Source organism: uncultured Marinobacter sp., from assembly GCF_913055835.1.
In the GTDB taxonomy this organism is placed as follows: Bacteria; Pseudomonadota; Gammaproteobacteria; order Pseudomonadales; family Oleiphilaceae; genus Marinobacter.
Map to the genome: position 1 here is coordinate 43,853 of NZ_CAJXKQ010000006.1, position 24,671 is coordinate 68,523.

The following is a 24,671-nucleotide window of genomic DNA, read 5'->3' on the forward strand; positions in this document are numbered from 1 at the left end:
ACCGCATCAGGACAAGGCAATAACCATGAAATTCAGTGAACAGTGGCTGCGCGAGTGGGTTAATCCGCAAATCGGTACCCAGGAATTAATGGACCAGATCACCATGGCCGGTCTGGAAGTGGACGGTTTCGAGCCCGTAGCCGGTCAATTCAGCGGCGTAATTGTTGGCGAAGTCCAGTCTGTCGGGCCACATCCTGACGCAGATAAGCTGCGGGTTTGTCAGGTCAGTGACGGTACGTCCGAAGTTCAGGTGGTCTGTGGCGCTCCCAATGTTCGTGAAGGTATGAAGGTGCCTTTTGCGGTGGTTGGTGCGACTCTGCCCGGCGATTTCAAAATCAAGAAGGCCAAACTTCGCGGCCAGCCTTCCGAGGGCATGCTTTGTTCCGAGTCAGAGCTCGGGCTTTCCGATAATCACGATGGCCTGATGGAACTGCCTGCGGACGCTCCGGTGGGCCAGGACGTAGCGGATTATCTGAAGCTGAATGATGTCACCATTGATGTGGATCTGACTCCGAATCGCGCCGACTGTCTGTCTATCAAGGGCATCGCGCGGGAAGTGGGTGTTCTGAACAGCATGCTGGTCAACAGCCCGGCGATCGAGCCCGTGGAATCTGTGCACTCTGAAGTGCCTGATATCCGGGTGGAAGCGCCGGCAGGTTGTCCCCGGTATCTTGGCCGTATTCTCCGCAATGTGAACCTGCAGGCGGAATCGCCCCTGTGGATGCAGGAAAAGCTTCGCCGTTCCGGGATTCGCTCCATTGATGCCGCTGTGGATGTTACCAACTACGTGATGCTGGAACTTGGCCAGCCCATGCACGCCTTTGATCGAGATGAAATCCAGGGCGGGATCGTTGTTCGGATGGCGCGAATTGGTGAAAAACTGGTTCTTCTGGATGGCCAGGAAGTCGAGCTCACCCAGGGTACCCTGGTGATTGCGGACCATGAGAAACCAATTGCTATTGCGGGCGTTATGGGCGGCGAGCATTCCGGAGTCAGCCCGAAGACCCGGGATTTGGTGCTGGAGTCCGCTTACTTTGATCCGATTACCCTGGCGGGCAAGGCCCGTCACTATGGCCTGCACACGGATGCTTCGCATCGGTTTGAGCGAGGTGTCGACTATAAACTGGCGCGGGACGCCATGGAGCGCGCAACGAGCTTGCTGATGGATATAGTGGGCGGTGAGCCTGGTGAGATTGTCGAAGTCGCCAGCGATGAGGATATTCCCGAGGATCGGGTCGTCGACCTGAGAGCACGTCGTCTCAACGATGTGTTGGGAATGGAAATTGACCGAACCACCGTTGAGGAAATTCTCACTCGCCTCGGGCTGCGGGTCGAAAAGCTCCTGAAAGACGGGTGGCGCGTCAGTGTGCCCAGCTTTCGCCCGGATATCTCGATTGAGGAAGATCTGATCGAGGAGGTCGGTCGGATTTATGGCTACAACAATCTGCCCGTAACCGAGCCTACTGGCTCACTCGGTCTGCGCCCGGAGGAGGAGGCTGTTCGCCCGGTATCGGCCATTCGCAACTTCTTCGTGGATCACGGTTACCAGGAAGCGGTGACCTACAGCTTTGTCGATCCGAAAGTTCAGCAACTGGTGGATCCTGATCGCCAGGGCATTGCGCTGGCCAATCCGATTTCTTCCGATCTGTCAGTGATGCGTACCAGCCTCTGGAGTGGCCTGCTGAAAACCGTCGCCTACAACCAGAACCGTCAGCAGCCGCGCATTCGTCTGTTCGAAACCGGACTGCGTTTTCTGCAGGAAGGCGAGCGGATTGATCAGCAGCCGATGCTGGCTGGCGTAGTAGTTGGCAACCAGTACCCTGAAAACTGGGCGAACGGTCGCAGAACCGCTGATTTCTTTGATGTAAAAGGGGAGTTGGAGAGTCTGTTCAGGTTGCTGGGCATTGAGGTTCAGTTTATCGGCAGCAAACACCCTGCGTTGCATCCGGGGCAGACCGCGGAGTTGATGCGTGACGGCGAGCATGTGGGCTGGCTGGGGACGCTGCATCCACAAGTTCAGAAAAATCTTGAACTTAATGGCACGATCCTGATGTTTGAGCTATTCTTGAATTCAATCGTTTCTGGATATGTGCCTAATTTCAAAGAAATTTCAAAATTCCCGGAAGTTCGTCGGGATTTGGCTATTATTATCGGAAGCGATGTGGCGTTTGCCGATGTGGAGCGTGTAGCGAAAAAGCATGCCGGTGAGCGGCTTACGGCGTTGCGTGCGTTCGATGTCTATGAAGGTGAGAGCCTGGGTGAGGGTAACCGAAGCCTTGCGTTGAGCCTGTTCTGGCAGCACTCCGAACGCACACTGAACGAAGATGAAGTGCATACGCTCTTCAACGGTGTGATTGACGCATTGAAAGAAGAGCTGGGGGCAACACTGAGGAGTTGAGAGATGGCGGCTTTGACGAAAGCGGAAATGGCAGAGCGGTTGTACGAGGAATTGGGCCTTAACAAACGCGAAGCCAAGGAAATGGTGGAAGCTTTTTTCGATGAGATCAGAGGCGCTCTCAGCCACAACGAGCAGGTGAAGTTGTCCGGTTTTGGTAACTTCGATCTGCGGGACAAGAAACAACGGCCGGGACGGAACCCAAAGACCGGTGAAGAGATTCCGATCAGCGCACGGCGAGTAGTTACGTTTCGCCCGGGACAAAAATTAAAGCAAAAAGTAGAAGCGTATGCTGGAACCCAGTCATAACAACGAACTTCCCGCGATTCCCGGGAAGCGCTATTTCACCATAGGTGAGGTGGCTGAGCTGTGTGCGGTGAAGGCACACGTCCTGCGTTATTGGGAGCAGGAATTTCCGCAGTTGTCGCCGGTGAAACGTCGCGGCAATCGTCGGTATTATCAGCGAGCGGATGTTATTACCATTCGCCAGATTCGAAGCCTGCTGTACGATCAGGGCTATACCATCGGTGGCGCCAAGCAGAAGCTGAGCAGCCACGAGGTGAAAGACGATACTTCCCAGTACAAACAGCTGATTCGTCAGATGATTACGGAACTGGAAGAAGTGCTGGAGGTTCTGAACGCGCCGGTAAAGTAGCGCTTCGGAAACTCTTTGGAAAAACCGGGACAGCGAGAGGCTTGCCCCGGTTTTTTTATGCCTGCACGGTTATTGTTTCTTGCAGGTCCTGATGCCCTGGGGATGTTCGATCGGCCTAAGGGCCAGTCGGCTGATTTCCGGCTTGGTGTCATGGAATCGTATGGACGCCGCCAGGAAACAAAAAGCCCGGACCTTTCGGCCCGGGCTTTTTATCGGAATCTGGTCGGGACGGTAGGATTTGAACCTACGACCCCTTGCACCCCATGCAAGTGCGCTACCAAGCTGCGCTACGCCCCGATTCGCTCTCTGCCACTGAAAGAAACTTGGGAGTATTCTCAGTGGCTTAGCGGGAGCGAAGTCTACACGAGCCCATGGAAAAAATAAACATCCGATGGCGATTTTGATAGCGGTTTTTTAGCGTAGTTTGGTTTCCCGCAGTTTAAGGATGAATTCGGGCGGTTCGAAAGTGTCAGCCCGGGCGGATTCCCAGTATTTATCGAACACGGTCAGGTCGGTTTTTCCTTCCAACAGAGCGCCCGGCTCAAGGAACGGGAAGAGGTCCATGTAGGAGTGGACTTCGGTTTTCGACACCCGCCGGACAACGTGTTCCGGACCGAGCTCGGAGGGGTGTTTGAGGCCTGAGGCCTCAAGCAGGTTCTGCAGCGCATCCAGGGTATTCTTGTGATAGTTGTACACCCTCTGGCTCTTGTGCTCCACGTCAAGCTTGTTACCGCGCCGGGGATCCTGTGTGGCCACCCCGCTGGGGCAGCGCCCGGTATGGCAATTGAGCGCCTGAATGCAACCCAGGGCAAACATATAGCCCCTTGCTGCGTTGCACCAGTCCGCGCCCAGCGCCAGGGTTCGCGCAATATTGAAGGCCGAGGTAATCTTGCCGGCCGCTCCAATGGCAATGTCTTCCCTGAGGTTGGTGCCTACCAGGGTGTTGTGAACCAGCAACAGCGCCTCTGTCATCGGCATGCCCAGCCGATTGATAAATTCCAGAGGAGCCGCGCCGGTGCCCCCTTCACCGCCATCAACGACGATAAAATCAGGTTTTCGCCCGGTTTCCAGCATGGCTTTGACGATGGCGAACCATTCCCAGGGGTGACCAATGGCAAGCTTGAATCCTACCGGCTTGCCGCCAGACAATTCACGTAGCCGGTCAATAAATTCCAGCATTTCTATTGGTGTGGAGAATGCCGAATGGCTGGCAGGAGAGACGCAATCCTCGCCAACAGAAACGCCTCGTGCTTCGGCGATCTCAGGCGTTACCTTCGCACCGGGAAGAATCCCGCCGTGACCCGGTTTGGCACCTTGGGATAGTTTGAGCTCAATCATTTTGACCTGATCAAGTGTGGCATTCTGGCGAAACATGTCTTCGTTGAACGAACCATCTTTGTGGCGGCACCCGAAATACCCGGAACCGATCTCCCAGACCAGATCGCCTCCCGGCTGGCGGTGGTAACGGGATATGGAGCCCTCGCCGGTATCGTGATAGAAGCCGCCCATCCTGGCGCCGGTATTCAGGCTGAGAATGGCATTGGCGGACAGAGAGCCGAAACTCATGGCGGAAATATTAAACACGCTGGCGTTGTATGGCTTGTCACAGTTTCTGCCGATCAGAATCCGGAAATCGCTGCCGCTCAGTCGAGTGGGAGCGAGCGAGTGGTTCATCCACTCGAATCCCTCTTCGTACATGCCGAGTTGGGAGCCAAAAGGGCGTTTGTCGAGAACATTCTTGGCCCGCTGATACACGATTGTGCGTTGTTCCCGAGAGAAGGGGCGTTCCTCGGTGTCGGACTGGATAAAGTACTGGCGGATTTCGGGGCCGACGGATTCGAGCAGGTATCGGAAGTTCGCCATGATGGGGTAGTTCCGGCTGACGGTGTGCTTTCGCTGAACAAGGTCATAGGTGCCAAGGGCAGCAAAAGCACCAAAGATCAACGTAAACGCATAACCTGCGCCGATAAACAGGACCAGTCCGAGGGAAACGAAAAAGCCGATAATACTCAGTACGTAGGCCGTGTAGCGAAGCGGAAAGGTCTTTGTTTTTTCCATGGCATCCTCTGGTTATTTCGGAAAACCGGCTCGAACGGCTCGGCAGGTAATGAAGAGTTTAGTATTACGAGGCAGCCTTCTGTGGCGATTGATCCTGATTCTGGCTGGTCTGTTATTGATCATGGTCTATGATAAATATCAAGGCTGCGATAAAGATTGTAATTTTGATGTTTTGAACTCAAAACATTATGATAACGCGCTTGTAATGTTTGAACTCCGATTCTGAATAAACGACTTATCAACTCAGGAGGCGCCATAACGTGGGCGAGGTAGTTAAAGACGAATATTCGACGGACTACGTGGCTGGCCAGGACAATATCACACCGTTCGGGCTGGATCTCCACGCACCGGTATTTCCGATTACGGCGATACTGGTTGTTGCGTTTGTGATAGGAACCCTGATGTTTCCCGGGCCAGCCAAAGAGCTGCTCGACGGGGCAAAGTGGGACATTATCGCAACGTTTGACTGGTTTTTCCTGATCAGTGCCAATATTTTCGTGGTGGTTTGCCTGGCATTGATTTTCCTGCCGATGGGCAAGATCCGAATTGGTGGTCAGGACTGCAAACCTGAATTTTCGACGCTTTCATGGTTCTGCATGCTTTTTGCGGCTGGTATGGGTATTGGTCTCATGTTCTGGGCCGTGGCCGAACCGGTGGCTTACTACACAGGGTGGTATGAGACGCCATTCAACGTGGAAGCGAACACAGGCGAAGCCCGTGATCTTGCCATGGGCGCGACGATGTACCACTGGGGTCTGCACCCTTGGGGCATCTATGCTGTAGTTGCTCTCTCCCTGGCATTTTTCGCCTTCAACAAGAACATGCCGCTGACTATCCGGTCCGCTTTCTTCCCGCTTCTGAGAGACAAAGTATGGGGTTGGCCAGGTCACATCATTGATGTTCTGGCGGTCGTGGCGACAATTTTCGGCCTTGCGACTTCTCTCGGTTTTGGTGCCCAGCAGGCGGCCTCCGGCCTCAATTATCTGTTCGGCACCGGCGCCGGAACCAACGTCCAGATGGCTATCATTGTCGGCGTTACAGCCCTGGCACTGGTCTCGGTGCTCCGGGGCCTCGACGGCGGCGTAAAGATCTTGAGTAACATCAACATGGGTGTCGCAGGCATTCTGTTGTTGTTTGTTATTTTCGCCGGTCCAACCATGACCATTCTGGAAACCCTTTGGGTGACGTCTTCCAACTATGTTGGCAACGCGCTGCAGCTGAGTAATCCGTTTGGCCGTGAAGATGAAGCCTGGTTCCAGGGCTGGACCGTGTTCTACTGGGCATGGTGGATTTCCTGGTCACCGTTCGTAGGTATGTTTATTGCCCGCGTGTCCAAGGGACGTACCGTTCGCGAGTTTGTGACAGCAGTGCTGATTGTTCCGACCGTTATCACGGTCGTTTGGATGAGTTCTTTCGGTGGTGCCGCTATCGAACAGATCCAGCAGGGTATTGGTGAACTGGCTGAGAAAGGTCTGACCGAGGTTTCCCTTGCTACCTTCCAGATGTTTGCGAATCTGCCGCTGACCGGAATCCTGTCGTTTGTCGGTATCGTTCTGGTGCTGGTGTTCTTCGTGACGTCCTCAGACTCCGGTTCGCTGGTAATAGACAGTATTACTGCCGGTGGTAAGACTGATGCTCCTACTGCTCAGCGTGTGTTCTGGGTGGTTGCCGAGGGCGCCATTGCTGCCGCCCTGATCTTTGGTGGCGGTGAAGATGCACTGGGGGCTATCCAGGCAACAGCCATCAGTGCCGGTCTGCCGTTTACAGTCGTTCTCCTGATCATGACCTGGGGGCTACTCAAGGGCCTCAGTCACGAGCGTCAGCTCCTGATCGCCAGGGGTGAGCTCACTTGAGGATGCTCTGAGAAATAAAAAACCGGGGTTTCGACCCCGGTTTTTTTGTGCCTGATGAAATGTCAGGAGCTGGCGAAAGCTTCCATGGCGAACCGTGAGCGCTCCAGCGGTGTGAAATGAGGGCGTTTGAGAGATTCGATCTCCCGCAGGCGGGGCAAAAGGCCACGGCCATTTGCCATCTGGATTGCCAGTCCCGGCCGGGCGTTCAGCTCAAGCAGTAGTGGGCCTTCGTTGGCGTCGACCACCAGATCAACCCCCATGTAACCGAGCCCGGTTGCCTCGTAGCAGCGGGAAGCCATTTCCAGCATCTCTCCCCAGGCTTCAATCTGGATGTTCTCCAGCGCCAGGCCCGTGTCCGGGTGCAGGGTAATAGGGCGGTTGAACTGAACGGCGTTCAGACCTCGACCAGAGCCAATATCCAGACCAACCCCCACAGCGCCCTGATGCAGGTTTGCCTTGCCGTCAGATGCCGTTGTGGCCAGTCTCAGCATGGCCATCACCGGGTAACCCTGAAAAACGATAATCCGGATGTCGGGCACACCCTGATGAGAATACTTCGCCAGAGATGGGGCGGACTCAACCAGGTTTTCCACAATCGCCACATCCGGAGTGCCAGCAAGGGAATACAGCCCGGCCAGGATGTTGGTCAGATGACGCTCAAGGAATGCAGAATCGACACGCGAACCGGACGCCTTGATGTAGTCATCGCCGTCCCGACCTGTGATGACGGTAATGCCCTTGCCGCCAGAGCCTTTTGCCGGTTTGATGGCAAAGCCTGCAAGATCCTCTGCCATTTCCCGAAAGTGAGATATCTCATGCTGCTGACGCACAACCTGAAGCAACTTTGGGGTCTTGACGCCATATTCGGCAACCACCAGTTTGGTCTTCAGCTTGTTGTCGACCAGAGGGTAGGAGGATCGCTCATTGTACCGGGCAATGTAGTCCACATTGCGCCGGTTCATGTTCAGCATCCCCAGCCTCTTAAGTGATCGCGGCGAAATCCAGTCCATGTCAGTCGTACGCCTTCATTGGCGTGAAGCGCCTCAGCTCGCTCAGTTTGTAGCCAGTGTACTGCCCCATCAACAGGATCAGCCCGAGGATAACAAGGTGCAGTTCCGGGAAGTTGAAGGTGAGATGGCCTGCCAGTGGTGCGCTCATAAACAGATAGGCGCAGATGGCCACAAACAGGCTGCCTGCTCCCTGGACCATAACTTCGTGGGCGCCCTCTTCCTCCCAGAGGATGGACATGCGCTCAATGGTCCAGGCGATAATCACCATCGGGAAAAAGGTCACGGTCATGCCGGTGTTGAAACCCATCTGGTAGCCGATGATGCTCAGGCCGGCGGTAATAAAAATAACCAGAATGATCAGAGCTGAAATTCGCGACACCAGCAAAAGGTTGAGGCTGGACAGGTAGCCGCGCATCAACAGGCCTATGGATACCACAGAGAGGAAAGCGATCAGTCCCGGTACCAGTGTTGTCTGGACAAACGCCACGGCTATCAGCACCGGCATGAAGGTGCCAGAGGTGCGGATACCGATAACAATCCGCATGAAAGCGACCATAAGCGCACCCAGTGGTAGCAATAGCAGCATTCGGAACATGCTTTGCTCTTCTATGGGCAGCTCGTAAAAGCTCAGGATTCCGAGGCCGTTGGAGGCGGATTCCATGGTTGCCAGCTGCAGGGCAGGGACCGTTTGCCGAAGCATGGAAAAACTGACTTCTGAGTTTTCGCCACCAACCACATCAAGCAGTGAGGCAGCACCCTGGCGCCACAGCAGGAGATCGTCGGGGACGCCCTGTTCGGCTGTTTGGGGGTTGAAGGTCAGCCAGCGCTCGCCGTTGTAGATCTGCAGGTAAGGCATCAGTTGCTGTCGTCGCCGCGCATCTTCGAGCCGCAGCCCATCCGCTATTCTGGCGGCGATACCACTGTGGTTCAGCATATCGACCAGAAGCGGCAGGTAATTCTCGTCCGAGACCAGCAGGGTTGTGTTCTGTGTCCGGCTATCTGGCTGCATCAGCCGGATCAGCTCGCGGGTCATGCTTTCCGGGGTGCTTGAGCGGGCCTTCGCCTGGTCCAGAATTTCCTGGACGGCAGTTGCTTCGGGTTCTTCCCAGAAGACCCTTTGCGTTCTGGGTTCGCGCGCAGGAAGCTCCGGCCGAGCATCTGGATCCGGAATGAACTGGGCTTTGAAATACAGGGTCTGCGGACCGGAGACTTCCCGTTTGCTCCACTCCGCCCGGCGGCCACCGGAGTTGTCGATGATGGAAAAGCCGTAGCCAGGTGACGCTGCCTGCTCGGTCAGGATGCGGAAGCCCGGGGGCTGCTCGGGGATATTGAGGCTGGCTAGCACCGAGCCATCGCCTGCGTCGAAATCAATTCGGGCCTCGACCATCCAGACAGGCCGCTGCTCGCCGGTCAGCCAGGGGATGCCAAGTTCAACATGGCGCCAGACGGCGAGGGAGATGCCAGCAGAGATGAGCAGAAAAACGGCTATGTAAAAGGGCAGGCGCGAGCGGGTGGTCACGATTCGTTCCCGTTGCTGTTGCGGATGGATTCGGGCAACTCGGTTGCGTACTCCTTGCCGACATCGACCAGCATCACATCACGCAGAATATTGCGGCCGATCAGCACTTCGTAAGTCAGGTTGGTTCTGTCAGCAAGTGTAAACTCCGCCACCTGCTGGTGATCGCCAATAAAAAACTGGAGTTCAACAACCACGCGGCGTTCCGCTTCTTCGGCGCTGGCCTGGATAACCCGAACGCGGCGGGAAATCTCTTTTTCCAGGGTTACGAACCTGTCGGCGCCGGGAACGGGTACATCAAAGCGCACCCAGTTATTGCCGTCTCGCTCAAACCGAGTAATGTTCCGGGCGTTTATGGAAGAGGTTTCGGCACCGCTGTCAATTCGTGCCTTGTAGATCAGGCCCGGACCTGCGAGGTAGAAGTTTTCAACCTCTCCAACTATAACCTTACCCTTGAGGCGATCTGCACGCCCTTTCGAGTTGTCTACTGTCGGACACTGCTTCTGGGCCTGCACCGGCGGGCATTCGGGTTTTTCCACCTGGGTGGCAATCGCTTCCAGTATGGTTTGAGTCGATGAGCGGTTCTGGGCAATGGCTTGTTCGTGGCGAACTGCTGCATTTTCTTCCATGGTAACGAGTGTTGCGCGCTGACTCTTGATGGATCCCTGAAGGTCATTCATATCTGTTTTGGGAACCATGAAATAGCGGTCTGCCGAGCAGCCTGTCAGCAGAAGAATGCCTGCAAGTGTGGCGATGGGAAGCTTAGGCAGTCCAGCCCGATACCATTTAAAACCCATTAAGAACCCCTGAGCTGGGCAGCCTGTCACGCCCGATGTCGGGCTATCGTGACGGTCTGTGCGTGTGAAACCGGATAAACAGGAACGGAAGTATACAACATCCAACCTGTGTGGTTGATTTACAGATGGTTAAGGGGCGGTAGTGTTTACCGTGACAGGAAGTTTCCTTCACCAAGAACCGTTTCGGCCCGGAGATATTCCTGGATGACTGGCGAGCAATTGAGATAAAACAGCAGCAGCTCACGCTGCACATCCTGATCCTGGATTCTGGCTGCAAAACTGATCAGTTCCCGGATGTTCTCATCACTTTCAGTCTGGCCTGAGGGCGCCCCGAAGCTCTTTCCGTATCGGCTTTTCAGCAGGTTGGTAAGACGCTCCAGATGAAACTCACCGGTGTGGGTGATGTGCGGCAGGATCCTGAATCCTTCCCTGTTCTCCTTTGAGCTTGTGCCGAATAAGCCTGACTGGCCCTCCTGGCCGGAGCAGTCATTATGCAGAAACTCCGCTTCCAGTTTTCGCCACAGTTCTTTCAGCATGATCTGTTATCCGTTTCTGATCCGGTTCCGGCCCGCCATGCGGTTACAAAAAGGTAATAACCGCTTGGCGAGTGAACATTTTACCCTTTTAGACGATATTACGTTGGCCGTCCAGAGGCAGATGCCCGGGCTTTAAAATATTGCCAAACAGTCGTGGTCCTTATTGGCGGCGCCAGACTGATTGACGGTGCCCCGGGCAAAAGGTTCCTCTCGTGGGTTAGACTGGTCTGCAACAAAACCAATGCCGACCGTTAAATCGAACACAGAATCTCAACAGGAGTAGTAACAGGTGCCTGAAGCCATCATGGAGCTGATGTTGTCTCGACCAGATCTCGTGGCGGGATTGATGGTTGTGTTGATTCTCCTGGTCATTCTGAAAGGACTTTGGAGCAAGAAGAGTCGGCTTGAGCAGGACGTTGAGCAGTGGCGGCAGCACGCCGCAAGCCTCGAAAACCGACTGGCCGGGCTTGAGTCGGATCTGGAGAGCCGGAAAGAGCGCCAGGCCCAGCTGGAGAGTGAGCGCCACAACCTGCAGGCAAAGGTGGATGAGCTTTCCGAGGCGCTGGGCGAGGCCCGGGTTGCGCTCCGGGAGCAGGAAGTAACGATTGATAAGGAGCGTCGGTCCGCCAATGAAAAGCTGGAGCTGCTTGAACGCAATCGTGACGCTTTGAAGCAGGAGTTCGAGAACCTGGCCAACAGGATTTTCGAGCAGAAAAGCGAGCGTTTCAGCCAGCAGACCCGAACCAGTCTTGATACCCTCCTAAATCCGTTCAGGGACCAGTTGCAGGACTTCCGCAAGCGGGTTGAGGACGTTTATACCACCGAAACCCGTGACCGGCAGGCCCTGCGCAGTGAGATCAAATCACTGCAGGACCTGAACCGACAGATTACCGAGGAAGCGTCCAATCTGACCCGGGCCCTGAAAGGCGACAACAAGATTCAGGGCAACTGGGGCGAGCTGATCCTCGAGCGGGTACTGGAAAAGTCCGGTCTGCGTAAGGGGGTAGAGTATGATACCCAGGGCAGTTATCGAGACAGCGACAATCAGCTCTATCGTCCGGATGTCATTGTCCATTTGCCGGACAGTCGTAATCTGATCATTGATTCCAAGGTCTCACTGGTGGCCTACCAGCAGTGGGTGACAGAAGACGAAGACTCTGTGGTCAAAGAAGAAGCTCTCAAGAACCACGTTGAGGCCGTGAGGAATCACATTCGCACCCTCAGTGAAAAGGATTACAGCCAGCTCCACGGACTCCACTCCCCGGATTTCGTGCTGCTGTTCATGCCGATAGAACCGGCTTTTGTGGCAGCATTTCAGCAGGACGAGAACCTTTTCGCAGAAGCCTTTGAACGAAAGATTATTGTGGTAACACCAACCACGCTACTGGCCACACTGCGAACCATCGAGAATATATGGCGCTACGAGCGCCAGAGCCAGAACGCGCGGCAAATCGCTGAGCGGGCTGGTGCCGTTTATGACAAACTCAGGGTGTTTGTTGAGGCCATGGAGCGTTTGGGCACACAGCTGCATACCGCCCAGGGAACCTATGATTCGGCCATGAACACTCTGACTCGCGGCCGCGGCAATCTGATCTCTCAGGCGAACCGTTTTGTGGAACTGGGCGTTCGGGTGAAAAAGGAATTGCCGAAAGGGATAATGGATCAGGCTGAAGTAGACGACACAGAAGATTTCCAGCCTCCCGGAGACAACGACCTGCCTGATTCAGAGGAACAGGCGATTGGTGCAGATAACGAGCAGGAGTAAATACCATGGCAGTATCATTTGGAAAAGGTCGCTGTTTTGCCCTGGGAGCCGTATTTGCTTCCGTTGTCCTGGCAGCACCCGCGCTGGCGTTGGCACCAGAACACGAAACCCGGCGGTTGATGCTGGCTACCGAGGAGGCCGTTGGCGCCAAAAACTGGGGCGAGGCTGCTGAGTATCTGAACCGCTTGCAGCAACTTGAAGGAGAGAAACCAGCCGATTACTTCTTCTACCGCGGCCGGGTGATGCTGCAGTCTTCCCACCTGAACGAAGCCCAGTCTGCTCTTGAAACCTATGTTAGCCGGGCCGGAGCCGACGGCTCCCACTATCAGGAGTCCCTGCAACTGATCACTTCGATTGAGAAGACCAGAAAGCAGAACGCGCTGGCGCCTCAGGCAGCCGGTGAGAGTGAGCAGGTTGCGGTTATTGAGCCGGCCGGTGAGGGCCAAATAGAGTCCTTGCGCAAGCTGTACCTGGCAGATTCAGACCAGGAGGCGTTGACGCTTCATATTAACAGCCTGCTCGAGTTGGCCGGCTGGCGACGTGACCAGGCGGTGGTCCGGCTGGACCGGCCGGCAGATGTCGAGTATCGCGTCGGCACCCAGGGAGACCAGGTACAGATTCAGGAAATTCGACGGGCCGAGGATGGCCGGATACTGCGCAGTACGGAGCAGATGTCGGTTTTCGGCATTAACCCCAGGGTTGAATGGCGTTGCGAGGCCGCGGTCTCTACCTGTTGGGTCTACGACCCAAGAGATGGTTCCCGCCTGCTACAACTGGCCGAAAACCGGGAACGGGCCCAGGAAATCGCGGAGACGCTCGGGCAGCTGATCCGTGCGCTCCAGGCCCCTTCGGGGTCCTGATTCAATCGGAGGGGTCGCCGCGCTCGCCTTCCCGGTAGGCGCCCGGCGTCACCCCTGTCCACTTCTTGAAGGCCCGGTGGAAGGTTGATGGCTCGGTGAAACCGACCTTGGCAGCGATGTCGTTAATGGGAAGTTCCTGTCGGCTCAGATAATAGATTGCCATATCCCGCCGTAACAGATCCTTGATTTCCTGGAATGAGGTATTTTCCTGTTTCAGCCTGCGCCGCAGTGTCTGCGGGCTGGTGTGCAGTTCCGCAGCAATCCATTCGAAATCCGGTAACGGCTTCGATAGATCCCTCCCGATCAATGCCCGGATGCGTCCCGTGAAGGTGTTACTTTCGTCCGGCCGGGATAGCAGGTCCGCCGGGGAGGTCTTGAGAAACTGCCGCATCTCCGGTTTGTCGCGGATGACTGGCGCGGACAGGAAGCGCTTGTCGAAGGTGAGGGCGATCTTGTCGGATTCGAACGCCAGCGGGCAGTGAAAGATGTGCCGGTATTCGTCGCCATGGGCGGGCCGCGGGTAATCGAATTCGGCCTTCTCCAGCTCAATGGGTTGGCCGATCAGCCAACTGCCCAAACGGTGCCAGATCACCAGGATACTCTCCCGCAGGAAAAAGCTCGGGTCGTTGATCTCACCCTCCATCCGTGCGACGAGCTGAGCCTTGTCTTCGCCAATCTCCAGTTTCATCGACACCATGGGCTCGAACAGACGGGAGAACTGGAACGCCTGTCGGTACACCGACTCCAGATTGGGGCAGTCAATCACCAGCGCGCACATGGTGGCAAAGGTTCCCGTCCGGGCCCGTCTGGGTCCGAGCCCCATGAACTCATCCCCCATCCGGTTCCAGAGCACCTGCATCAGATGGCTGAACTGGTCACTGCTGACCCGGGCCATCTCGATACGTAGCAGATCGGGGGAGATTCCCGCCTCCCGGAGCATTTCGCGGGTATCAAAACCAAGTCTCTCGGCACCCCCAAGGGCCGCCTGAACAAAGTGCTTCGAAACCGTCAGATCGGACATCACGCTCGCCATTCCAGAAAAACGAAACCCATCATAAAACCCCGGCAGAACAATGCAACCGAAGCCGCTCGGATGGGCTGGTAGAAACGGCCAATCGGAATGACGGAACCGGCAGTTGGCCCCGTTGGCAAAACCGGGCAGCATGAAGGAAACGAATGCTATTCAGACAACTCTGAGAACAAAAGGAGATCATCATGGCGGGTCCTCTGACGTCGCTGAAAGTCCTGGATTTCAGTACCTTGTTGCCCGGCCCCTACGCCACTATGCTACTGGCAGACATGGGGGCCGATGTATTGCGGGTGGAGGCGCCCGACCGAGTGGATCTGACCCGGGTAATGCCACCCCACGATGCTGGTGTGAGCACGGCTCATGGCTTTCTGAACCGTGGCAAGCAGTCCCTCGGGCTAAACCTTAAAGAGGAGGGCAGCCGGGAGAAGGTTCTGGAACTGGTCAAAGACTATGACGTTGTCGTCGAACAATTCCGGCCGGGAGTGATGGACCGGCTTGGTATCGGCTATGAAGCCCTCAAGTCGGTAAACCCTCGCCTGATCTATTGCTCCATCACCGGCTATGGCCAGACCGGCCCCTACAAGGATCGAGCGGGCCACGACATCAACTATCTCTCCCTGGCTGGAGTGAGCAGTCACTGCGGCCGAGCCGACAGCGGCCCGCCCCCCATGGGTATCCAGATAGCGGATGTGGCGGGCGGATCCCACCATGCCGTGATGGGTATCCTGGCGGCTGTGATCCATCGACAGCAGACCGGGGAGGGGCAGTTCGTTGATATCAGCATGACCGACGCGGCCTTTGCACTGAACGCCATGGCCGGGGCCGCCTGCCTGGCTGGTGGCCAGGAGCAGAAGCCGGAGAGCGCATTGCTCAACGGCGGCTCATTCTACGACTACTACCAGACCAGCGACGGTCGCTGGCTATCCGTCGGCAGCCTCGAACCCCAGTTCTCCGCTCGCCTTTGCGACACCCTCGGTATTTCCGATATGAAAAGCCTGGCCATGAGCCAGAAGCCCGAGCATCAGCAGCAGCTTAAAGCCGCCATCAAGGAAAAAATTGCCGCGAAACCACTGGCCGATTGGCAGGAGATTTTTGCCGACCAGGATGCCTGCGTGGAGCCGGTTCTGACTATTTCAGAGGCTGCCGAGCATCCACAGCTGAAATCGAGGGACATGGTGATTGGCGTTGATAGGGGAGACGGCACTCAACAGCCGCAGATCGGGTTTCCGATCAAGTTTGAAAAAACGCCGTCTGAAACGTCCCGAATCGGGAAAATGCTTGGGGCTGATAACGATCAGTTTCTTTAGAAGAAAATAACGTGAATACATGTTCAGTTTTGTCTGGCTGAAAAGGAGGGCTCTGCTAATTTTATAAGTGTCACCGGACATGGTGAAAACGTAGTGAACAAATACAAGGACAACACTATGAAACTCAGGAAAACCCCGAGTGGCAGGCATGCCCTCAGTCTCACTGTCGCCCTGCTTGGCAGTACTTTGCTGGCGGGTTGTTTTGATAGCGATAACGACTCTTCTGGACCCTCACAGGCTGAGGTGGATCCCAATCTCTTTCCGTCAGATGGTCAGCTTGAGGCGACCATTCGTCGAACTACGGGCGGCGTTCCTCACATTGTTGCTGATGACCTGAAATCCGCCGCATTCGGGCACGGTTATGCTCAGGCTCAGGATAACGTTTGTATGCTGGCTGAGGCGGTTGTAAAGGCCCGAAGCGAAAGATCCAAGTATTTTGGGCCTGGGCCGGACGTTCAGTTTGCGCCCGGGGCCAGTGTAGGGCTCAACATCATTAACGACTTCAGCTACAAGGCCCAACAGATATATGCTGGCGCTGAAGCCGAATTCCCGACTCTTAGCCCGGAAAGTCGTGCGCTTATTGAGGGCTTTACGGAGGGGTATAACCGGTACGTTAACGAAACCGATGCCTCTCAGTTCCCTGTGGAATGCGCGGATCAGGAGTGGGTCAAACCGATAACACCGGTGGATCTGCTGGCTCACTATCGCATTGTTGGCCAGTATGCCAGTGGGGCGTTGTTTGCCACGGGGGCGGTTTTCCTCGCAGTTCCTCCAGGAGAGAGTCCGGCACCGACGCCGGTAACCCCTGTGGCCAATGCTGAGGAAGTCAATAAGCTCCTCAAGAATGTTGTGGCTACCGCAGAGGCTGGCGCGAAATCACAGACCAATTTCGCGGACATGGGCCTTGCCAGCAACGCGTGGGGTATCGGTAGTGAGTTGACCGAGCAGGGACGGGGTGCTCTTTTGGCGAACCCGCACTTCCCGTACACAGGCCATCGAAGGCTTTATGAAGTCCAGATGACCGTTCCTGGGTACCTGAACGTCCACGGCGCCGGGCTGCTTGGTACGGCGATTCCTCTGATCAATTTCAACGAAAACCTGGCCTGGTCACACACGGTGACGACCAGTCGTCGCTTTACCTGGTATGAGCTGGTGCTCAAGGATGGAGATAATCTGACCTACGTGAAAGACGGGGTTGAAAAGCCGATTACAACCGAGACCTATCAGATCGAGGTCGATTTGGGGATGGCCCAACCCGTCGTGCTGGAAAGAACGTTCTACTTCTCCGAGTATGGCCCGATGATCGCAGCGAATGCTGTGAGTAGTCAGCTGCCAGCCTGGGGCGACAACGGTGCGCTGAACACGTCTTCGGTGGTTGCTCACACCTATCGTGATGCCAATGCCAATACCGGCGGCCTTCTGGACACTTGGCTGGGAATGAGTCGAGCCAGTAATCTCGAGGAGTTCCAGAGTGTTTTCCGGAACTGTGGTTCAACCCTCTGGACCAACACAACCTACGCGGATGATCAGGGCAATGCGTTCTACATCGATAGCAGCTCGGTGCCGAACCTCTCCGAGAAAGCCATTGCGCTTGTGAACTTCAGAAGGGCCGGCAGTGCAGCATACGCTGGCCTCTTTGATCAGGGCGTTACCTTGCTCGATGGCAGGCTTTCCCAAGAGGACTGGGTTGAGACGGAGTGCGGTCCCTTGGTGCCGTATGACCAGAAACCGAAGTTGGTGAGATCGGATTGGGTGCAGAACTCGAATAGCAGCTATTGGTCAACCAATCCGGACGAATTCCTGACAGGCTTCTCGCCTCTGTTTGGTGATGAAAAGGCGCCCATCAATCCCCGTACGCGCCTGGGCATCAAAATGCTTCAGAATCTCATGGATCCGGGCTTCCCGGATGCGCCGCTGCCAGCAGGGCAGGATGGCAAATTCAGCGCGGAAGAGCTGATTGGTGTGATCTGGAACAACCGCGCATGGTACGCAGAACAGTTCCTGCCTGAGCTTCTGCAACGCTGTACTACCATTGGCAGCACCGCAGTGAACGGCGTGGATCTGTCTACCTGGTGCCAGTCTCTGAGCAACTGGGACGGACTCTATAATCGGGATAGCGTTGGCGCCCACATCTTCCGGGTGTTTATGGCCAACTACATCGAAGACCTTGAGTCAGACCTGACAACGCCTTTCAGTCCGGCTGATCCTGTTGGCACACCGGCGGACCCATCCGAAGAGAATGCAGGCACAGCGACCGACACCATGCTTCTGGCGCTTGCCGATGGTGTGACAGCTTTGCAATCTCAGGGCATTTTGCCAACTGATGCTTTGGGAGATCTGCAATACTATCGCGCTTCTGGCGGTGTTGTGCCCGGTTCCGGTGGAACCCCGGTTTTTCAGACACAACCAATTCCCTGGCACGGTGGTGACGGCAACATTGATGGAGCGTTCAACGCGATCGGTGTGGTGACGGATCCGTTCCTGGAAGACACTCGTTTCCCTCGGATTGCACCGTCAACGATCGACAATACCGCCGGATTGTCTGACGGAACGGATGGCATTGATGGCTGGTTGATGGCCAGAGGTACCAGTTGGCATTTTGGTCTGGAGTTCACGGACAATGGTCCGGAGGCTTATGGCCTTGTGAGCTATTCGCAGTCCACAGACTCAATGTCACCATTCTTTAGTGACCAGAGCGAGCAGTATTCCAACAAGGATTACCGCCAGCTGTTCTTCACGGAAGAGGACATTCAGGCGAATTTGTTGCCACAAGGTGAGACTGTTATTTCTTCGGATTAAGAAACAGTCCACTATGAAAACGCCGCACTCTAACAAGTGCGGCGTTTTTCGTTGCTATTGGTCATGTCGTTGAGCACAAGTGGCATTGCCGTCTGAGCCCTCGCAACGCCTGAAATCTCTAAGCCTTGACTACCTATCCTGCCCGACACCACCCCCTTCGCTGGTCAGCTGAGCGCCGTTAACAAGCCTCATGATATGAACTTCTCTGGAAAACGTGAGCCGCAGACATTGACGCATGAGTTATGGGGCCTGGGGACTGTTCGGAATATTGATTGTTCGTGCCTGACCCATGTCGGGCATCGTCCAAAAAAAAAGCCCCGGCGATGCCGGGGCTTGGTAGGCAGAAGCTAGTCCTTAAGGAGCAGCTTGCTCGTCCTGATCGAGTGCGTTGGCCAGAGTCGGACTGGTTCCCAGTGCATCGATGTTGTTGGGGGAAGCTGGCACGTTGCCGCCGCTCAGAGCTTGGGCTGTTTGAGTGACCATTACCGTAAAGGCGTCACTGGTAACGGCAAACCCACCTGGGCAGGCTTCATTTGGCGCTTGAGGCGCTACAAAAGTACCGTGATTCGCGGTAGAGCATGGGTCACTGCCATCAAAGAATACAGCGACCGGTGTGGCAGCAGACCCGGAGATATCTTCGCCCTGAAGCAGGTTCAGGTCGGCATCATCTGCAAGGTTGGTGCCGCCTGCTCCCAGATCCAGCAGTGCCATCAGAGGCTCTGTCCCAGCCAATGGGGCTGAGAATGCGTTGCCCAAAGGGTTGACGTTTGCTTCGTTCGGGACGGTGCTATCGCCAACCACCTCAGTGATCAACAGATTGCTGGTTGAAGCTCCAAGTTCAACCGCAAAGTTCACCGGGTCGCCAGCATCAACAGCTGATTGGAACACATAGAAGAAACTCTCGAAGGCCGAAGTTCCCTGCGTAACACCCGCAGCGGCAAGGCCTCCAAGAATTCGTCCTGAAATGTCAGATGAATTTTCGACAAGACGAGTGACTTGGCCACCTGTGTCATGAAGAACCACACTATTGAGATCTGGGTATGTAAAACCAGAGGTTCCCAATACCTGATCTGCCAACTGGTTACGCGTGAGATCTGCCGTTGTCGGTGGAGTTGTTGAACCATCCACGACTACGGTGTAGGTGCTCTCCCCGTTTACCAGTGATGAGAATGTGGTGCCTGAAATTCCTCCAAGGGAATGCCCGACAAAGTTAACAGGAACACCTGACAAAGCAGGAACAGTGCTTGGTTCTTGAGAGAGCGCAAAGGCCGATGACAAGTTGAACGTTTGAATAGACGCCGCAACGTTCAATAGGTCGACCACTCCCTGGCGCAAATTGTCACGACTATTCAACATGTTCAGAGGGTTGATGAACAGGCTGCCAGAAGAAATATTCGCAAGGTCAGCAGCTACTGGTTGCAGAGATTCATTGGCAGTGTAGCCAAAGTGGCGTTCCCCGATGTAGTCAGCGTTAATCAGAGCTGTGAGAGCACCGATGGTCTGCGCGTCTGCTTCTGGATCAAGGGTGCTGATGACTCCCTGAACTGTTGCCGTCAGCACATCAGGATCCAGTGCACTTAAGCCTGGGACAGTCCCGACTGTATCGCCCGAAAGGCCATGCAGTGGTTGGTCAATCGCCACTACAGTCTGGCAGGCACTCTGTGCGAGCAGGATTGCAGGCAGCATAGATACGCTGCGATCAACGGTAATGCCATGCTGGAAAATAGTTACGCCATTTGGCGATCCAGCGTTGACGCATGAATCCGGCTCCGCTGCGGTGCCCAGTACAGGATGGAAAATAACGACTGGCACAGTAGTTGTAGCTTGTTGTTCTGGGAATGGGAAATAACCATTAACGTTCAACTGACCGTCGATATCCCGCAAAAACTCGAAGATTTCTTCGCCTGGCGAAAGTGTTTCATTCAAGGCAGCCTCAAGGCTGGTGTTACCTGTCCAGCTTCCATTTACGATGCCAGTACCAGTTTCACCGGGCAGAGACTGGAAGTAAGGTAGCGTGATTGCACCCTGGGAAACCAGAACCTGCTTGGCAGCTAGTGCGATAGCATTGGTCTCGTCCTGAGCCAAACCCTGAATAGTAGTCAATTCCGTCGCAGACTTGGTGTCATAGAAGAAAGACGGGCGAGGTTGGGGAACGTGTATGGTATCGCCGATTTCAGCGCGGATTGCAGGAGCAATAGTTTCAGCGGTTACTTTTTCCTGCACGTTTGCGAGCGCTGTGATAGCGGCAAGTTCTGAAGCAGTCAGAGTTGCAGGATCTAGTTCCCCTTCACCGAGTAAAGCAGCTTTCTCAGCGATGTCAGCCAACTTGGCCGTTAATTCAGAGAAGTTCAGTTCTGGGTAGTTATCACGAACGGCTTTTAGTTGAGCGGTGAAGCCTATTTTCTCGCCAAGCGCTGTCGCGAATGCTGCCGGCGCCATCAATGCTTCTAGAACGTCTGTGTCGGAGTTGGTGGTAAATGTATAGGCGAGAGCAGACTCAGGAGTATTTTCCGGGATTGCTATTTCAAGGAAACCGTTTGCCAACGCATCAGAAGCCTGGAGAATGCTTTTAACATTACCCAAGGCTGGATTGCCCAAAACGCCATCCGCCAGATTGACATCTTGAACAGACCTTTCAATGGGTTGTCCGTCCGCCCCGACGATATTATTCGTCGCGACGACGAGATACTTTTGTCCTTCCGCAAGTGGTTCAAGCGGGACAATCCTGATGGCGTTATCGCTACCGCCGTCAACGCTAACAACATCAGCTCTGAACCGAGGGAGAGAAGTCAGGTCAACAGGGTCTTCCTGATCGATGTTGGACGGATTGGTATTGGGAAGGGCATTGGGAACACCTTCAACCTGATCATTCACATTTAGGGGCAACAAGAAAACGGTCGCGCCTGCCTGTACCGAAACGGGGTTCAAGGAGCCGTCAAACTTCAGCGTGAACGCCCCAGATGTGGAGAAGCCAGAAAGGCGGTTCACAGCGTCGTCTGCAGGTGTTGAGCCTGTCGAAAGCCCTGTAAAGTCATAGTTGGCGCTCTGAGTCGCACCCAACAACAGGATCAGGTCGGCATTGATTGGGAACGCAGGCTCTTCTGCAATCGGGTTAGGGTTGTAGATCGGGCGAACAATCGACTTGTCGATTGTCGTGTCTTCAATTTTATAGTCCGGATTAGCATTCGCCCCCGTCTCGCCACTATCAAAGCAGCCTGTAAGTCCAACGGAAGACGCCACGGCAAGACTTATTAGAGTTTTCTTGAACATGGGTGGAACCTTTTCCTGTTGTTGTGTCGTTATGTTCGGCAGCTGACGGGGCCGGTCTGATCCGGTAAGCCCGTTGTCAGTGGCCTGTTCTGCTTAAACTGTTGTCTGAAATTGTAGCCAGCGCTTTAAGCCAATTTCTGTATCTCTGACTATAGCGGCAGTATGGCAAGTGTTGATCAGCCAAAAGTGTGATTCTGATGCTTTGAATCCTCCCCGCACGATTGGAGTTCGGCCTTTGAGAAAAATAGTTGCCGGATAACGGTTTGTCGAGGTCCCGCAACCGGGAAATTGGGGCCTGGTCGAGGTTTATTCGAAGCGCGAGAAATCCGGTGGGCGTTTTTCCATGAAAGCCCGGAAAGCTTCGGCAGCTTCGGGGGATTTCAGGCGCTCTGCAAACAAATGTCCCTCCTCCAACATGGTTTCCCGTAGTGCTTCCATGGTTGGCTTGTTGAGAAGCGCTTTGGTGGCCCGAATCGCCGCCGGGGCTTTTTCAGTCAGCCGCTGGCAGGCTTCGAAGGCATTGGCTTCCGTCTGCTCGGGCTCGCAGACCCGGTTGATCAGGCCAAGCCGAAGCGCTTCTTCCGCGGAGAAGGCGCCGCCAAGCATCAGCAGTTCGGCGGTGCGTACCCGTCCGATCCAAGAGGGCAGTAGAAGGCTCGATCCGCCCTCGGGGCACAGGCCGAGGCTGGCAAAGGGCATCTGGAATGCCGTGTTGTTGCCGGCGAACACCAGGTCGCAGTGCAGCAACATGGTGGTACCTATGCCAACTGCTGCGCCATTGACGGATGCCACCACAGGCTTGGTTGCGCTCGCCACTAATAAGAGAAAGCGGCCAACAGGAGTCTGTTCGAAATCACCGGGCAAGCCGGCGGCAAATTCGCCCAGATCGTTGCCTGCGGTGAAACACTCGCTGGTGCCGGTGAACAGTACGCACCGGATTTTGGTGTCATCCCGGGCCTGCTCCAGGGCATCGCCCATGGCGGTGTACATAGCGTGAGTGAGGGCGTTCTTGCGATCTGGCCGGTTCAGTCGAACGATGAGGATCTGGTCTTTGATTTCGGTGAGGACGAGTTCAGTCACGGTGTCTCCTGCGCTGTTATTCTAGTTTGGTTAGGATGATACCTTTATCTCGTGGCGATTTTCACGGGTTTTAATCCTCGCTTCGCCATCTGTCGAATCACTCGCCAAACCGATTTTCTGGTAAACTCTCGCCTCCCGATTTTTGATGACACGACATAACGATATCAAGCTGATGAGGCGCCTATGACCACCGTAATCCGCCAGGACGACCTGATTGAAAGCGTAGCGGACGCGCTGCAGTTCATTTCCTACTACCACCCGAAGGATTTTATCCAGGGCGTCTACGAGGCCTACCAGAAGGAAGAATCCCAGGCGGCCAAGGATGCCATGGCCCAGATCCTGATCAACTCGCGCATGTGTGCCCAGGGCCACCGGCCGATCTGTCAGGACACCGGCATCGTGACGGTATTCGTGAATGTCGGCATGAACGTCCAGTGGGACTGCGAACTGCCGCTGGATGACGTTATCAATGAAGGCGTTCGCCGTGCATACACCCATCCGGACAACGTGCTGCGTGCTTCGGTACTGGCCGACCCGGACGGCAAGCGCCAGAACACCAAGGACAACACCCCGGCCATCATCCATTACAAGATTGTGCCGGGCGACACTGTAGAGGTTCACGTAGCAGCCAAGGGCGGCGGTTCTGAAGCCAAGTCCAAGTTCGCAATGTTGAACCCTTCCGACTCGGTCGTGGACTGGGTGCTGAAGATGGTCCCGCAGATGGGTGCCGGCTGGTGTCCGCCGGGCATGCTGGGTATTGGTATTGGCGGTACCGCTGAAAAGGCGATGGAACTGGCCAAGGAATCCCTGCTGGACCCGATCGATATCCACGATCTGAAAGCCCGTGGCGCTTCCAATCGCTCCGAAGAGCTTCGCCTGGAGCTGTTCGACAAGGTCAATGAACTGGGCATCGGTGCCCAGGGCTTGGGCGGTCTCACCACGGTTCTGGATGTGAAGGTGAAAGACTATCCCACCCACGCGGCCAACAAACCGGTTGCGATTATTCCGAACTGTGCAGCAACCCGTCACGCCCACTTTACCCTGGACGGTAGCGGACCTTCCCTGCAGACCCCGCCGAGCCTGGACGACTGGCCAGAAATCACCTGGGAAGTGGGTGAGAACGTGCGTCGTGTCAATCTGGATACTGTTACGCCGGAAGACGTGAAGGACTGGCAGCCGGGCGAAACCGTTCTGCTCTCCGGCAAGATGCTGACCGGCCGCGACGCTGCCCACAAGAAGATGGTGGACATGATCGAGAAAGGCGAGGAGCTGCCCGTCGATCTGAAGGGTCGCTTCATTTACTACGTGGGTCCGGTTGATCCGGTGCGTGAAGAGGTGGTTGGTCCTGCAGGCCCGACGACCGCAACCCGTATGGACAAGTTTACCCACACCATGCTCGAGAAGACCGGCCTCACCGGCATGATCGGTAAAGCCGAGCGCGGTCAGGTGGCCATCGACGCCATCAAGGAATTCGGTGCAGTCTACCTGATGGCCGTGGGCGGTTCAGCCTACCTGGTCTCCAAAGCCATCAAGAATGCGGAAGTGGTTGCCTTCCCGGAACTGGGTATGGAAGCCATTTACGAGTTCGAGGTAGAGGACATGCCGGTCACAGTCGCCGTTGATTCACGGGGCTCGTCTGTGCACCAGACAGGTCCTGCGGAATGGCACGAGAAGATCATCGCTGCCAAGGCGGTCTGAAGATCTGAACCTGGGGTCAGATGAAAATTTCATCTGACCCCG

At 55.5% G+C, this 24,671-nt stretch carries 17 protein-coding genes and 1 tRNA gene; 9 read left to right on the forward strand and 9 right to left on the reverse strand.

Annotated features, from left to right (window positions below; all coding sequences use genetic code 11):
• Window positions 1–25: 25 nt before the first annotated feature.
• Genes pheT through QZ534_RS05455 form a run of 3 tightly spaced genes read left to right on the forward strand, consistent with a single transcriptional unit; the run spans window position 26 to window position 3,050 of the window.
• On the forward strand, window positions 26–2,398 hold the full coding sequence (gene pheT, locus QZ534_RS05445) for a phenylalanine--tRNA ligase subunit beta (protein ID WP_296932286.1): 2,373 nt from the start codon (window positions 26–28) through the stop codon (window positions 2,396–2,398).
• 3 nt (window positions 2,399–2,401) lie between these two features.
• Window positions 2,402–2,704, forward strand: a complete 303-nt coding sequence (gene ihfA / locus QZ534_RS05450; RefSeq protein WP_007151838.1) for an integration host factor subunit alpha — start codon at window positions 2,402–2,404, stop codon at window positions 2,702–2,704.
• Window positions 2,685–3,050 carry a MerR family transcriptional regulator gene (locus QZ534_RS05455; protein WP_296932289.1) on the forward strand — a complete coding sequence of 122 codons (366 nt, stop codon included), beginning with the start codon at window positions 2,685–2,687 and terminating at the stop codon, window positions 3,048–3,050. The genes ihfA and QZ534_RS05455 overlap by 20 nt, the downstream gene beginning before the upstream one ends.
• A 220-nt stretch (window positions 3,051–3,270) precedes the next feature.
• Here QZ534_RS05455 and QZ534_RS05460 read toward each other — a convergent pair.
• Window positions 3,271–3,347: transfer RNA gene (locus tag QZ534_RS05460), tRNA-Pro, on the reverse strand.
• A gap of 117 nt (window positions 3,348–3,464) precedes the next feature.
• Window positions 3,465–5,108, reverse strand: coding sequence for an FMN-binding glutamate synthase family protein (locus QZ534_RS05465; protein ID WP_296932291.1), 1,644 nt, complete (start codon window positions 5,106–5,108; stop codon window positions 3,465–3,467).
• 260 nt (window positions 5,109–5,368) lie between these two features.
• Between QZ534_RS05465 and QZ534_RS05470 the strand changes: the two genes are divergently transcribed.
• Entirely contained in the window at window positions 5,369–6,961 is a 1,593-nt protein-coding gene (locus QZ534_RS05470) for a BCCT family transporter (RefSeq protein WP_296932294.1), read from the forward strand.
• Window positions 6,962–7,023: 62 nt separating this feature from the next.
• Here the strand turns inward: QZ534_RS05470 and QZ534_RS05475 are convergent, their stop codons facing one another.
• From QZ534_RS05475 to QZ534_RS05490, 4 genes are all read right to left on the reverse strand, one after another.
• Window positions 7,024–7,971, reverse strand: a complete 948-nt coding sequence (locus tag QZ534_RS05475) for an alpha-L-glutamate ligase-like protein (protein ID WP_296932295.1) — start codon at window positions 7,969–7,971, stop codon at window positions 7,024–7,026.
• A gap of 1 nt (window position 7,972) precedes the next feature.
• Window positions 7,973–9,490, reverse strand: coding sequence for an inactive transglutaminase family protein (locus tag QZ534_RS05480; protein WP_296932298.1), 1,518 nt, complete (start codon window positions 9,488–9,490; stop codon window positions 7,973–7,975).
• Entirely contained in the window at window positions 9,487–10,284 is a 798-nt protein-coding gene (locus QZ534_RS05485) for a RimK/LysX family protein (protein ID WP_296932300.1), read from the reverse strand. Before QZ534_RS05485 ends, QZ534_RS05480 begins: the two co-directional genes overlap by 4 nt.
• A gap of 146 nt (window positions 10,285–10,430) precedes the next feature.
• Window positions 10,431–10,820, reverse strand: coding sequence for a hypothetical protein (locus QZ534_RS05490; protein WP_296932302.1), 390 nt, complete (start codon window positions 10,818–10,820; stop codon window positions 10,431–10,433).
• A gap of 289 nt (window positions 10,821–11,109) precedes the next feature.
• Here QZ534_RS05490 and rmuC point away from each other — a divergent pair, with 289 nt between their 5' ends.
• Window positions 11,110–12,585: a DNA recombination protein RmuC gene (gene rmuC, locus QZ534_RS05495; RefSeq protein ID WP_296932304.1), complete on the forward strand. Its 1,476-nt coding sequence runs from the start codon at window positions 11,110–11,112 to the stop codon at window positions 12,583–12,585.
• A gap of 5 nt (window positions 12,586–12,590) precedes the next feature.
• Window positions 12,591–13,445 carry a hypothetical protein gene (locus QZ534_RS05500; protein ID WP_296932306.1) on the forward strand — a complete coding sequence of 285 codons (855 nt, stop codon included), beginning with the start codon at window positions 12,591–12,593 and terminating at the stop codon, window positions 13,443–13,445.
• Window position 13,446: 1 nt separating this feature from the next.
• Here the strand turns inward: QZ534_RS05500 and QZ534_RS05505 are convergent, their stop codons facing one another.
• The gene (locus tag QZ534_RS05505; RefSeq protein WP_296932308.1) at window positions 13,447–14,466 is read right to left on the reverse strand and encodes an AraC family transcriptional regulator; all 1,020 of its coding nucleotides are present in this window, start codon (window positions 14,464–14,466) and stop codon (window positions 13,447–13,449) included.
• Between the two features lie 194 nt (window positions 14,467–14,660).
• On the opposite strand from QZ534_RS05505, the gene QZ534_RS05510 reads away from it, so the two are divergent.
• Window positions 14,661–15,782: a CaiB/BaiF CoA-transferase family protein gene (locus tag QZ534_RS05510; protein ID WP_296932311.1), complete on the forward strand. Its 1,122-nt coding sequence runs from the start codon at window positions 14,661–14,663 to the stop codon at window positions 15,780–15,782.
• 117 nt (window positions 15,783–15,899) lie between these two features.
• Window positions 15,900–18,581 (forward strand): penicillin acylase family protein, encoded by a 2,682-nt coding sequence (locus tag QZ534_RS05515; RefSeq protein ID WP_296932312.1) that lies wholly within the window; start codon window positions 15,900–15,902, stop codon window positions 18,579–18,581.
• A gap of 354 nt (window positions 18,582–18,935) precedes the next feature.
• Here QZ534_RS05515 and QZ534_RS05520 read toward each other — a convergent pair whose 3' ends face one another.
• Both QZ534_RS05520 and QZ534_RS05525 read right to left on the reverse strand, forming a co-directional pair.
• Window positions 18,936–21,851, reverse strand: a complete 2,916-nt coding sequence (locus QZ534_RS05520; RefSeq protein ID WP_296932315.1) for an MECDP-synthase — start codon at window positions 21,849–21,851, stop codon at window positions 18,936–18,938.
• A gap of 306 nt (window positions 21,852–22,157) precedes the next feature.
• The gene (locus QZ534_RS05525; protein WP_296932318.1) at window positions 22,158–22,931 is read right to left on the reverse strand and encodes an enoyl-CoA hydratase; all 774 of its coding nucleotides are present in this window, start codon (window positions 22,929–22,931) and stop codon (window positions 22,158–22,160) included.
• Between the two features lie 183 nt (window positions 22,932–23,114).
• Between QZ534_RS05525 and QZ534_RS05530 the strand changes: the two genes are divergently transcribed.
• Window positions 23,115–24,629 carry a fumarate hydratase gene (locus tag QZ534_RS05530; protein WP_296932321.1) on the forward strand — a complete coding sequence of 505 codons (1,515 nt, stop codon included), beginning with the start codon at window positions 23,115–23,117 and terminating at the stop codon, window positions 24,627–24,629.
• Window positions 24,630–24,671: the final 42 nt, after the last annotated feature.